The organism is Okeania sp. SIO2B3, from assembly GCF_010672525.1.
GTDB lineage: Bacteria > Cyanobacteriota > Cyanobacteriia > Cyanobacteriales > Microcoleaceae > Okeania.
In genome coordinates this window covers 15916-28511 of the sequence record NZ_JAAHGH010000015.1, presented here as the reverse complement: position 1 = coordinate 28511, position 12596 = coordinate 15916, and the positions used below count along the sequence as shown (strand labels likewise).

Annotated in this window: 11 protein-coding genes and 1 pseudogene; 4 read left to right on the top strand and 8 right to left on the bottom strand. The window is 37.0% G+C overall.

The window, feature by feature from the left end; genetic code table 11:
• The first annotated feature begins 292 nt into the window (after window positions 1-292).
• Entirely contained in the window at window positions 293-1615 is a 1323-nt protein-coding gene (gene opcA, locus F6K15_RS14755; RefSeq protein ID WP_293061892.1) for a glucose-6-phosphate dehydrogenase assembly protein OpcA, read from the top strand.
• A 173-nt stretch (window positions 1616-1788) separates the two neighbouring features.
• On the opposite strand, the gene F6K15_RS14750 is transcribed toward opcA, so the two are convergent.
• The 4 genes from F6K15_RS14750 to F6K15_RS14735 all read right to left on the bottom strand — a co-directional run bounded on the left by F6K15_RS14750 (window position 1789) and on the right by F6K15_RS14735 (window position 4573).
• Window positions 1789-2004 carry a hypothetical protein gene (locus tag F6K15_RS14750; RefSeq protein ID WP_293061890.1) on the bottom strand — a complete coding sequence of 72 codons (216 nt, stop codon included), beginning with the start codon at window positions 2002-2004 and terminating at the stop codon, window positions 1789-1791.
• Complete coding sequence (gene pyrR / locus F6K15_RS14745; protein ID WP_287527194.1) at window positions 1982-2512, bottom strand: bifunctional pyr operon transcriptional regulator/uracil phosphoribosyltransferase PyrR; 531 nt, start codon at window positions 2510-2512, stop codon at window positions 1982-1984. Before pyrR ends, F6K15_RS14750 begins: the two co-directional genes overlap by 23 nt.
• Before the next feature lie 506 nt (window positions 2513-3018).
• On the bottom strand, window positions 3019-4032 hold the full coding sequence (gene cbiB, locus F6K15_RS14740; RefSeq protein WP_293061884.1) for an adenosylcobinamide-phosphate synthase CbiB: 1014 nt from the start codon (window positions 4030-4032) through the stop codon (window positions 3019-3021).
• Window positions 4033-4129: 97 nt separating this feature from the next.
• Window positions 4130-4573, bottom strand: coding sequence for an RrF2 family transcriptional regulator (locus F6K15_RS14735; RefSeq protein ID WP_293061882.1), 444 nt, complete (start codon window positions 4571-4573; stop codon window positions 4130-4132).
• Between the two features lie 312 nt (window positions 4574-4885).
• Here F6K15_RS14735 and F6K15_RS14730 point away from each other — a divergent pair, with 312 nt between their 5' ends.
• The 3 genes and pseudogenes from F6K15_RS14730 (at window position 4886) to F6K15_RS14720 (ending at window position 7169) form a co-directional block, all read left to right on the top strand.
• Complete coding sequence (locus F6K15_RS14730; protein ID WP_293061880.1) at window positions 4886-5317, top strand: AbrB family transcriptional regulator; 432 nt, start codon at window positions 4886-4888, stop codon at window positions 5315-5317.
• Between the two features lie 304 nt (window positions 5318-5621).
• A complete protein-coding gene (locus tag F6K15_RS14725; protein ID WP_293061878.1) occupies window positions 5622-5972 on the top strand; it encodes a hypothetical protein in 351 nt (116 codons plus the stop codon).
• A gap of 104 nt (window positions 5973-6076) precedes the next feature.
• A pseudogene (locus F6K15_RS14720) lies at window positions 6077-7169 on the top strand (RNA-guided endonuclease InsQ/TnpB family protein).
• A 556-nt stretch (window positions 7170-7725) separates the two neighbouring features.
• On the opposite strand, the gene F6K15_RS14715 reads toward F6K15_RS14720, so the two are convergent.
• The 4 genes from F6K15_RS14715 to F6K15_RS14700 form a co-directional block, all read right to left on the bottom strand.
• Window positions 7726-8634: a MoxR family ATPase gene (locus F6K15_RS14715; protein WP_293061876.1), complete on the bottom strand. Its 909-nt coding sequence runs from the start codon at window positions 8632-8634 to the stop codon at window positions 7726-7728.
• A 702-nt stretch (window positions 8635-9336) separates the two neighbouring features.
• Window positions 9337-9636 carry an RNA-binding protein gene (locus F6K15_RS14710; RefSeq protein WP_293061874.1) on the bottom strand — a complete coding sequence of 100 codons (300 nt, stop codon included), beginning with the start codon at window positions 9634-9636 and terminating at the stop codon, window positions 9337-9339.
• A gap of 421 nt (window positions 9637-10057) precedes the next feature.
• Window positions 10058-11143, bottom strand: a complete 1086-nt coding sequence (locus F6K15_RS14705; protein ID WP_293061872.1) for a bifunctional riboflavin kinase/FAD synthetase — start codon at window positions 11141-11143, stop codon at window positions 10058-10060.
• A 102-nt stretch (window positions 11144-11245) separates the two neighbouring features.
• Window positions 11246-12148 carry an MBL fold metallo-hydrolase gene (locus F6K15_RS14700; RefSeq protein ID WP_293061870.1) on the bottom strand — a complete coding sequence of 301 codons (903 nt, stop codon included), beginning with the start codon at window positions 12146-12148 and terminating at the stop codon, window positions 11246-11248.
• Window positions 12149-12596: the final 448 nt, after the last annotated feature.

Genomic DNA, 12596 nt, shown 5'->3' with positions numbered 1-12596 from the left:
CTGCGTAAGTTCTGATACCCTTAAAATGGGAGGCTTTAGACTAGGATTTTTCGGTAATATCATGCCCGCTACTTTTACCCAATGGATAATGGATAATTGATAATTAATCAATTTGCTTTAAAGCCTCTCATTACCAATGAATAATTGATAATTGATAATTGATAAGTTAGAGATACTTTTCATTATCCATTATCCATTGTTAAAGAGGTAATTATCCATTATCAATTAATGAAAGTTCCCTAGCGCATAGCGCTACAAATAACCATCAGTAAAGCATTTACAAACAAGAAAAATGAGTACAACACTTGTTGCCTTACAACAACCAAAAGATATTTCTCTCGGCGAAATTGAAGCAGAGCTTAGTAAAATCTGGCTCGGTCAAAGTGGAGGTAAATCAGCTGCGATCGCCACTAGAGCAGCTACTTTCAGTATGGTAATATATGAACCCGAAGAATTTCAGCAACTTTTAGCTGGTTTGGGATTTTACAAAGGTGAAATAGATGGTATTAACGGCACTGAGGCCCGTGATGCCATCAAAGAGGCTCAAAAAGCTTATCAGTTACCAATAACAGGTAGGATAGACTCCGAGACTCTCGCCAAGTTACGCTCAGAATGGGCTGCAAAATCTCCAGAAACTCGGCAGTTCCCCAACATGGATGCTAGAGGATTTAGCATTAGTGAAGTAATTGCAAATCAAAACCCTTGTCGAGTCATCACACTATGTCCTACTTTTGGGGAAGATACAGGGGTAACAGCACAAGTTTCTGCTTATTGCCCAGTAAAGAAAAAGCAGTCTTCATTAACTTGCTGTGAATATATTACCCTACGCGGAACTAAAGAAGCACTGGAAAGGGTGAGTCATGTCGTGACATCATTGATGATTCCTGACCTGCCAAAATTTGTTTGGTGGAAAGCTACTCCCAACCCAGAACAAGAATTATTCCGAAAGCTGTGTGAAAATAGCAATTGCATTATTCTGGATTCATCTTATTTTAGCGATGCAGATTCAGAATTTCTCAAAATGCAAGAGCTAATCGAAAATCAAACATATATTGCTGACTTAAATTGGCATCGTCTCTCTGCATGGCAAGAATTAGCTGCTGCGACTTTCGACCCACCAGAACGTCGTGCTGCTTTGGGTGAAATTGATAAAATTACTCTTGACTATGAAAAAGGGAATGCTGCTCAAGCACTAATGTTTTTGGGTTGGTTTGCTAGTCGTCTTGATTGGCAACCCACAACTTATACTGAGACTGGTGGTGATTATGATATCGTTCATGTCAAGTTTACCAGTCCTACGGATAAGGAGATTTTAGCTGAGTTAGCAGCAATTCCTACCGCTGACTATGGTGAAATTCCTGGAGATTTAGTAGGCGTGCGTTTGGGGTCTAGTAATCCTAATGCTGACTGTTGCACGATTTTATGTTCTGAAGATACTGGTTGTATGCGATTAGAAGCAGGTGGTAGTGCTCAGTCTTGTCGTACAGAGCAAGTTAGTGCTTTGAGCGACCAGAAAGCAGAATATTTGATGGCTCAACAGTTACAACGTTGGGGTCGGGAAGTTTTATATGAAGAGAGTTTGGCTATAACTGCTGACATTCTCAAGTTACGTTAAAGAAGCACCTCAGCGGTCAGCTTTTCCTGCGGAATGCTACACAAACAGCTATCGGCAGACTTTTGAGCTTGAAGAAACCGTAGGGGCAAACTGCTGTTCGCCCCTACAAACTGTTTGAAATCAACAATCAGAGCGGCATTGCCAACTCTTTCTCCTTTTCCCCACGTTCCCCTTCAGTGAGGGGTTAGGGGTGGGTTCCCATCTCCCCATCTTCCCACACTCCCCACACTCCTCACACTTTCTAGTGCAGGATGGCAGAAATAACTAACCAATCGCAAAATCCTAAAAGCCTTACCAATCAATACTTTTGAGGGCGAATGCCATTCGCCCCTACGACTTTTGACTTTTGACTTTCGCGTAGCGGCACTAGCGAAATAACTCCACGCCATCTCTCCCATCAATATCTTGCACATAAACTTTCACCTTCTCTTCTCTAGAAGTGGGTAGCTTCTTACCTGTGAAATCTGGATGAATTGGTAGTTCCCGATGACCTCTATCAACCAACACAACTAATTTAATTGCTTCTGGGCGACCATATTCAAGAACTGCGTTCAAAGCAGCTCGCACTGTTCGACCTTTATAGATTACATCGTCAACTAAAACCACAATTTTACCAGTAATATCACCAGGAATTTCAGTTTTAGCTGGAGTTCGCATTCCCGTTATATTCAAATCATCCCGATAAAAAGTAATATCCAATGCTCCCACAGGTATTTTAACTTGCTCTAGCAATTCAATTTGATTTGCTAATATTTTTGCTAGGGGTACTCCTCTAGTATAAATGCCTAACAACACTAGTTGAGACAAATCTCCCGCATTTTCAATTACTTGGGATGCAAGACGAGTAACAGTACGCCGTAACTCCTGTGCTGATAAAATTTCTACAGTATTGTTCATGTATTCCACCACATTAACGAAGTCAGAAGTCAGAAGTCAAACGAAGTCAGAAGTCAGAAGTCAGAAGTCAGAAGTTGTTTTTGTAATGGTGATTTACAGCAGTTTTCATTATTAAGTAGACTAAAAAAGAATTTTTTAGGACTTACGCAGATACGCTATATATAGTACTCATAACTATTGTCCAATAGTTACTGGACTCTATACACAGTGTCTTTGCGTAAGTCCTGTTTTTGCTTAGGGAGTAGGGAGTAGGGAGTAGAAAAATGCTTTGACCACTGTATTCTATCTATTTGAAAGCCTTGAAAAACGCTATAAGCTCCCCTCCAAAAACATTTCGCCAATCAAGGCGGGGTATTAGACCCAATTATTTTGATAAATAATATCATGTCCCTTGGGGCGCGTTTGTGTAAAACCAAGGGTGAATATCTACAGGGAATTTACGTTTTTTCATACTTTTAAGCCTTCTTCCCTCTTCCCTCTTCCCTCTTCCTTCTTCCTTACCTTCACTATACAATACCCATGCTACCAGACACGATATAACAGATAAAAAATAACCCTAACCAAATTAGAAAGCAATATCGAGTTAACTGCAATGCTCGATCTATAATTTCTGGTGTAATTGGATAGATAGGGTCTCCCAATAGTGGTTTATGTTTAACCACTCCATGATACAAGTTTGTACCACCTACCTGCACTCCCAAGGTTGCAGCATAGGCACATTCACTCCAACCAGCATTAGGACTAGGGTCTTTCACCGCATCCCTTTGGCATATTCTCCAAACATATAAAGGTTTGCCAGAGAGCAAAGCTATAGTCAGCACATTTAAGCGACAGGGTAGCCAGGTTAAAACGTCCTCTAGTTTGGCACTAAACCATCCTATATCTGTATAGGGCGCTTCTTTATACCCAACCATTGAATCTAATGTACTAGCAGCTTTGTAAGCAAATGCCAAAGGTACGCTACCTAAACCTGGTATTATGGCTCCTAATAAAGCGTAAAATAAAGGTGCAATTACTCCATCTGTTGCATTTTCTGTTACTGTTTCAAAAATTGCTCGAAATATTTCCGGTCTTGATAAATTTTCTGTATCTCTACCTACATACATACTTAATTTTTGACGTGCTTGAATTAAATTGTCACTTCTTACCAGTTGAAGTACCTCTTTAGCTGCCATACTTAAACTTTTTCCGGCAAAACAGCTAGCTAATAAAATACTCTCTGTTATTACTGTTAATAAAGGAAATTGGACAAAGTTTATTCGTAAAGCTTGAATAATTAACCAACTGATAATTCCATTGCCAAAAACAAGAGCGATCGCTAGTAGTATTCCTGCCAATCTAAGTATAAATACGCCAGAGTTATCTCGATCGGGTTTAGTGAGTTTAAATATTTGTTTAGTGTAATGAGTAATTATCCAACCTAAGATATTTACAGGATGTGGCCAACTCCAAGGATCGCCAATCAAATAATCTAGGCAAGCAGCTATGAAAAGAATAATTAAAGTATAGTTGGCATTCACAGGAATTCAATAGTTATAAATTTGTTTTAATAAGTAATCATTGTGAATCATATACTACTGATTAAGTCTTACAACTTGACAGTCAAGCTATCAAAAATTAAACAACAAAACTCGTTTCTTCTCCTACTACAGCTTGCCAACTACGGACATCATAGTATAAGTCTTCTAGGGAAATATTGTAAAGTGCTTCAGAAAGTTTTTTATCTAATCTATGCCAGATACAATAAGTAACCCAGTCTTCTGCCTGGTTATTATCAGGAACATATCTAGGTAAGGGTTTGATTGTTTCACCCACAGATTCTAGTATTTGTCCTAGAGATATTTGAGCAGGTAATTTAGCTAATTGATATCCTCCTTGGGCACCACGAACTGATTTAACTAAACCAGCACGACGCATCTCTATTAATAACTTTTCAAGATAGGCTATAGGTATGTCTTGACGTAGTGCAATTTCTTTGACAGATATGGGAGTATTACTTTGTTGTAAACTCAAATCTAAAAGTGCCTTAACACTGTAATGTCCACGAGTAGTTAACTTCATTGTCTTGTGTTTAATTTAAAAGGACTTCAGGAATTTATAGCTATAACTATATCAATAGGCCCTTCAACTAAATAGGTGAATAGTTGATAGTTGATAGCGCAATGCTTAATATTACATACTATAGATATGATTGCTGACTATAATCAATACCTCTTCTCAGAATATTGTGTGAAAAATTCTATCGAATATGTGAAATAATTAGATAATTAGTGTAATATAGTTTTACGAGCAAATATTTGTTTATCGTTTCTTGGAATTTAAACAAACCAAGATAAAAAATGATAACTGTAGTAAAATGTTAGGACTGAAAATATGGCTAAAAAGAAAAATATTGAACCCTTATCTGGGGAAGATTTACTGAAAAAAGTCAAAGACTTAGGTAATCAAAGTAAGGAAAAGAAGGCGAGAGAATGTGGCTACTACACTGTTACTAAAAAAGGTGTTGAACGAGTTAACATGATGAAGTTTTTGAATGCTTTGATTGATGCTGAGGGTATTCAATTAGATAGTAAACAGAATGGTAATGGCCGTGGAGGACGCTCTGCTAGCTATAGAATTAGTGTACAATCCAACGGTAATTTACTAATTGGTGCGGCTTATACTAAAATAATGGAATTAAAACCAGGAGATGAGTTTGAGATTTCTTTGGGACGTAAACACATTCACCTGCGTCAAGTAGAAGCAGGTGAAGTTGTGGAAGAAGAGGAAGAAGAAGAAGAAGAAGTATCAGCAGCAACATTTTAAGTTAAGACTACATACTTACTTAACAAATTCTCTTCACTTTAAGCATCAAGAACTATAGCTATTGATGCTTGTTGCACCAATAGCTGTACCATCACTTTTTTGTAAATACTTCTTCTCATTGAATTCCACAGAGTTTAATGGGCTACTAGATAGACATTTACCATTATTAGGGTAACTCCAACGTAAACGTATTTTAGAAGCAGCAGCAATCGCTTTTGATCATCAGCAAAGGGATTGGCCAGTCATACAAACTCTCATAAGTGATGATGCACCGACCTTCAAGTTACTAACTGATGAGCTGGCTTTGTGTTGGGTACATGAGGAACGACATTATAAAAAGTTAACTTCCAAAGTTAATGATCATCAAAAACTCCTGGAACAATTCTTGGATGATTTTTGGGTGACTTCCCGAGAGTTACTTGCTTATAGAGATGCTCCCACACTTTCAACTGAACAAAGACTACGCTCTGAATTTTTAAGGGCATTCACTACTGAGAGTGGTTATCAGCAGTTGGATGAACGAAAACGATTAACTGCGACTAAAATCTTGGAGTTGCTGTTGGTGTTAAAGCATCCAGAATTGCCATTGCATAACAACCCAGCGGAATTAGCTGCGAGAACTATGCTGAGGAGCATTGACTTAATCAGAGAATAACGATATAATAAGTATTTAAGCATACTTTTAGACAGGTTGCACTCACCCATATATGAAATCCATGATTAACAAAGCTGAAACTTAATCATAAACAGAAAACTCTGATGGCTCAACACGCTGGCTATTCACGCTGGTGTTATAACTGGGGTTTAAGTCTGTGGAATGCTGCATATATTGATGGTTATAAGCCAAACTCCCGTAAGCTTAGAGAGGTTTTTACCAATCATACAAAACCTCTTTATCCTTGGATGAAAAACTTGTCATCTAAAGTTTATCAATATGCTTTTATTAACTTGGGTGAAGCATTTAAGAGGTTTTTTCAAGGATTGGGCAAACGCCCACGATTTAAGAAGAAAGGTAAGTCTGATTCTTTTCCTACGGAATGCTACGCAAACACAATAGAAAACCAGTGGAAAACCAATAGAATTAAATGGATGGAATCATAAATTACCTTTTATTGGTTGGGTCAAAACTTATGAACAAGAGTGAAGCTACAACTCAAAAAATAACTATTAGCAGACAAGCTGGTGATTGGTACTTAAGTTTAGCTTTTGAATTTACTCCTACTGCCACACCCAAAAAAACTAATGTCGTAGGTGTAGATTTAGGAGTAAAAACATTAGCAACTTTAAGTGATGGGAAAGTATTTGAAAGCGTAAAACCACTTCAGAGATTTGAAGCTAAACTATCCAGACTACAATACCTGAACCGCAATAAAAATATTGGTTCAGCTAACGGTCGGGCAGCACAAATGAAGATAGCTAGGCTACATAGGCGAGTAGCTAACATCCGCAAAGATGCAGTTCATAAATTAACAACATACGCAAGCCTTGAACCACGGCAGTGTAGTAATTGAAGATTTGAATGTCAGTGGAATGTTAGCTAACCACAAGCTAGCTAAATCTATAGCCGACCAAGGCTTTTATGAGTTTAGAAGACAGCTTGAATACAAGTGTCAATGGTACGGCTTTTCATTAGTAGTAGTAGACAGATTTTTTCCATCTTCGCTCGACTTGCTCTAGTTGTGGTCATGTACAGGATATGCCGTTAAATCTAAGAACTTATGACTGTCCAGAATGTGGCTTGTCAATAGACCGCGATTTAAACGCAAGTATAAATTTAAGAAATGCGGTCGGCTTGACCGTTGATGCCTGTGGACGGAGTGCTGCTGACAGTTCCGGTGGAAGCAGGAAGTAAACAGCCTCCTATCGGAGGAGCTACGCTATCAATTCGTCACGTTATGTGACGCTTTGTATCAGTTTTATAGAGCAGAGCTACGCTAACAGAGACGCTTTGCGTACCGCAGTTACGTGACTGTCGGGGAACCCGCAAGGGAATGCTGACTCCTGTGAGGGAACACGCACCAAGCAGGTTGAAAAATACTCCTCACCTCCCCATCTCTTTTTAAATAGGGTTTGCGCTTCACTAGTCTAATGGTGATGATAGGCAACAGGCAACAGCTCCGAAAGGCAACAGTTTAGACTATCTGCTACGGCCAAATTTTCGGCATTGTCAGGGGAAAAATATTAGCATTTTGAGACAAATTGAGCCAAAAACCTTGCACTTTTTCATCATAAAAAACCCTGGAAGTCTTTACAGGTATTGATTACAATTTTATTCAGCAAACCCTAAATAAATCTCAAATGGGTTCTATAAACCGAACTTAGTATTACCTGTATGTTCTAATTAATTTGACCAAATCTAGTTAACTATCAAATAGCTAACCGCATTTCTAGCGATCAAAAACTCAAACTTAGGAAACCATTACAGAAGTCAGTAATCTTTCCACAATTGTTTGAGCACGTCTTCCTCCTGCTGGTATCAAACGATGGGAAAGGACATAGGGAGCAAGAAATTTCACATCATCAGGAATAGCGTAATCTCTTCCAGCAAGAAACCCTAAAGTTTGAGCTGCTCGATACAAAGCAACTGTTCCACGAGGACTAACGCCCAGTGTAATTTCTTCATCTTCCCGCGTTGCTCTTACTAATCGCAGAATATATTTTTGTAAAGACTCATCTACTTTCACTAGACTGCACAAACGACGCAACTCTTCGACTTCTTCTAAAGTAATACAAGCTTTTAGTGTACTTACTCCTACTCCCTCAGAAATTCTTTGTAGCATCTCTAACTCTTCAGACTCTGTAGGATAGCCTAATGTCAGAGATAAACTAAAACGATCCATTTGTGCTTCTGGCAGTGGAAATGTCCCCTGATATTCAATAGGGTTCTGAGTTGCAATGACAAAAAATGGCTTAGGAACAGAACGCGAAACCCCATCTATAGTAACCTGTTTTTCCTCCATCACTTCTAATAGAGCAGACTGAGTACGGGGGGTTGCACGATTAATTTCATCTGTCAATAGTACATTGGCAAACACCGGACCTGGTAGAAATTCAAATTCTCCACTGCGAGGGTTCCAAATATTAGTACCAGTAATATCGGTAGGTAGTAAATCAGGGGTACATTGAATTCGCTGAAATTTTCCAGCGATCGAATAAGCTAGAGATTTAGCTAATAAGGTCTTACCCACACCGGGAACATCTTCTAAAAGAACATGACCTTCCGAAAGCAGTGCCACTAATACTAAGTTAATGGCATCCTCTTTACCAACAATAGTCTGACTAAGATTTTGTTTGAGCTTTTCAATACTTTCTTTCATAAAATTATGATTTGCTATCTATAAACAATCACTTTTATTAGTTTGAGATATAAGTAGGTTAATTTAGCAAATCTAAATATTTGATATTGGGGATATTTTTTATGCTATTCTTAGATTACTAACTCCAAATTTAATAATATCTCAAATTGATATCTACCTTAAGTTAATTGGGAGATGGAGGTTTCAGATGTGCTGGAGGAGTATTAAAGCTGTTATTTATTCTGAGCAAATTAACAAAACATTTTTGTCTGAATTTACAGTACTGCCCGCTCTAATATTTTTGACCAAACACTCTTGGAATTATCAAATAATCTTAATATCTTTGTGATGGCACTACTATAATAATTAATTTAATATTGAGTAACGTTTGTTAATTGAATTAATTTTGTTACAGTAAATATTGACTGAAAGTCTTAAATATCCTGGCTTCTAACTCCTAAATTAAGACTCTTTCATTGATGGAAAAATTTAACAGACTTGTGCAAAAAGTCTGGCACAATAAACAACAAAGAGAAACATCATAAAAATTAAGGCAAAAAAATTGATTTTGACAATTTATTGAAGTTTAATACTTAAAATATTAGTGCAGTTGCGCTATTTGCATCAGAAAAATGATCGATAAAATTGTTATTAATACAAGAATATGAAAGGAACAGGATTAATTCCTATCCCTTGAATTGAATCTAATTTAAATATGAGAGTTTAGTAGTCACGAGGGGATCTTTCTCTTCTACCGCCACCACCAGATGACCCCCGACCTTCTCGTGGCCTGGCCTTATTGACCTTGAGAGTACGTCCCATCCATTCAGCACCATCAAGTACTTCAATGGCTGCTGTCTCTTGATCTTCTGTCTCCATTTCTACAAAAGCAAACCCCCTGGGGCGACCAGTATCACGGTCTGTAGGAATTTGAACTCGTTTAACCGTACCATAATCGGCGAAGACATCTCTTATATCTTCTTCCTTTGCCTCGTAGGAAAGGTTTCCAACGTAAACCGACATAATTGACCTCCAAAATTAAATGCAATCTAGAGAGATTTCGGAAGGCCAGCAATGCCAGATGAAACATCACAAAAAAGCTCACCACTGAAAGCAAAAACTGTAACCTATACCTATTCTCGAACTAGATTATATCATAGACAGTTTTGGCTAAAAATTATACAGATTAAAACTTTAGTCCAAATTAAAACTAGCAGTAAAACTTTTTAGATTTTAGCTACATAGAAGTTTGATCAAATGTCTAGGCTAAATTATTCATCAAATTTTATAAATTAAACAGGAATGCTATATTTTTTTTAGCTTTGCATAATTTATTGTTGATATGTTTGACCAATAATGAATTTCAAAGCAATGAAAGTGATACAATACTTACCCATCACTAAACTATTTTCCATTGAAACAACCACACTCTTTTACATTAAATTTATTTAGTATTACTTACGAGTATACTTCTAGCAACTGCACAGTCTTCTTGAATCTTTGCTTTTAATAAATCTAAGGAAGCAAATTTTTGTTCAGGTCTTAAAAACTCAATCAAATTTACTCTTAGAGTCTGACCATATAAATCTCCAGACCAATTTAACAAGTGAATTTCTGTCGTCGGGTGTAGACCATTTAGTGTGGGACGACAACCAACATTCATTACTCCGAAGTAGGGGCGATCGCCAGAAGAATTTTCCTGAAGTTGCTTCTGCTCAAAGACATAGACTTCCACAGCATAAACTCCAAAACGAGGCAAAAATTTTTGTGGCGGTAGCTGTAGATTAGCTGTAGGAAATCCTAAAGTTCTACCTAATTTTTGTCCTTCCACTACCTGACCGACTAAACTGTAGGGACGACCTAATAAACGATTGGATTTTTTTAGGTCTCCTTGCTCAAGAGCTTGGCGAATTATAGAACTGCTGATACGTTCTCCATTTTCACAAGTGTATAGAGGTACAATATTAGCTTCTATATTATAGTTAGCTGCAATAGTCTGTAAATCTGTTGCTTTTCCTGCTCTGTTTCGTCCAAAGCGGAAGTCCCATCCTACACTTACTTTACTTGCTTTTAAGTGTTTTACCAAAATTTTTTCTACAAATTGAGTAGGAGTTAAATTTGCCAATTCTTGGTCAAATTGCAGTAAGACTACTTGTTCTACTCCCATCTGTTGAAAAAGAGCTAATTTTTCATCTAGTGGAGCTAACAATTTTTTTGGTTTTCCACTAAAAAACTCTTGGGGATGAGGATTAAAAGTTACAACAGTTGAATAAATTTTTGGCTCTTGACAATCATCATTTTTGTCCAATTCACTTTGGCAATACCATGATGAATTTAATAATTGAAGTTTTGTGTTTTTGTCTACTTCTGTATCTGTTTGTGATGGATAAACATAGAGTGAATTTTTTCTAATATCTAATTTTAAAGTTGGTTGGACTACTTGCCTATGTCCTCGATGTAAACCATCAAAGTTTCCCAAGGCAACGGTAGTTGGAGTTAATACTGTAGCTAAAGAAGAAGTTACCCACACACCTTATACTTTTATTGATTGAATTATTTTCTACTACATTTAATCTTTGTTCATCTAGATTTTTTGTCAGCTTACTAACAAAATTAATATTAAGGTGAAACTTTAGATTTTTTTGGAGTGTTTGACTGCTGAATTATTGTCCTCAGTATTACTTGGGGGAATTAATTGAATTGACAAACCTTCTCTTGCCATCAAACTATTAGGAAATTTTTCTGCTACTTGCTCTCCTACTTTATCTAAGAAATCATCATTATGTATAGGGTCATGGTGAAAAATCACTAATTTTTTAACTTGAGCAGCTTTAGCAATTTTTACAGCTTCCTGCCAAGTTGAATGTCCCCAACCTATTTTACTAGACTTGTCGGAGTAATATTCTTCATCTGTATAAGTAGCGTCGTAGATTAATACATCTGCTTGACGAGCCAAAAATAAAACATTTTCATCGAAACGATCAGGAAAATGTTCTGTATCAGTAACATAAGCTGCGGTGTATCCTTGCCAGCTGACACGATATCCTACTGCTTCTCCAGGGTGATTGAGCAAAGCATTTTCAACAACCATATCACCAATTTTAACTGGCTGACTTATTTCCAGATCGAAAAACTTAAGTTCAGCCCCCATAATTTGTAAAGGTACAGGAAAATTAGGGTTGAGCATCTGGTCATTAAGCCTCTGTTGAATAGTAGCTCCATTGGGAGCAACCGCTCCATATATATAGAAACGATTATTTTTTACAAAAGCAGGTGCAAAAAAAGGAAAGCCTTGAATATGATCCCAGTGGGTATGGGTAAAGAACATATGGGCTTCTACGGGCATTTGAGACATCAGGGATTGACCCAACACTCTTAGGCCAGTTCCACCATCAAAAATCAGGCGATGTCCACCAACTCGCATTTCTAAGCAAGGGGTGTTACCTCCATATCTTACTGTTTCTGCTCCGGGAGAAGCAATACTACCTCTTACGCCCCAAAATTGAATTGTGAATTGATTTTGTTTAACCGACATGAGTTTTATCGCAAAATTTCTTGAGTAAGTCCATTGAGGAGATTTTACTTATGAGTCAAATTTTTGCCATAATAAAATGGCTTAATTTTTAAGTTTAATAATATACTTTAATATATTTTAACTGTCATCCTGAATTAATCTAGCAAAATTTGAGTGGAAGATGAGAGCTAGGGTTTTTAGTTCTGCTGAGATTAAATGACTCGTGGAATTTTTATCGGCCATTTTCTACATAATATGTAGATGTAGAATTATACTATTGTAATAACTTAGTAAATGAATTTTGACAGTAAAATTTTTTTGATCTACTCAACGCTTTTAAACCTAACTTCTGTATTAATAGTTTAACTTTTATGCTCCTGAGAATTAATTTTTGAACGTGGTATCTACACAGGTTCTAATTGTTTCAAATTTTTTTAGTTTTTATTTCATTCATGTTTTAAAGCAGATT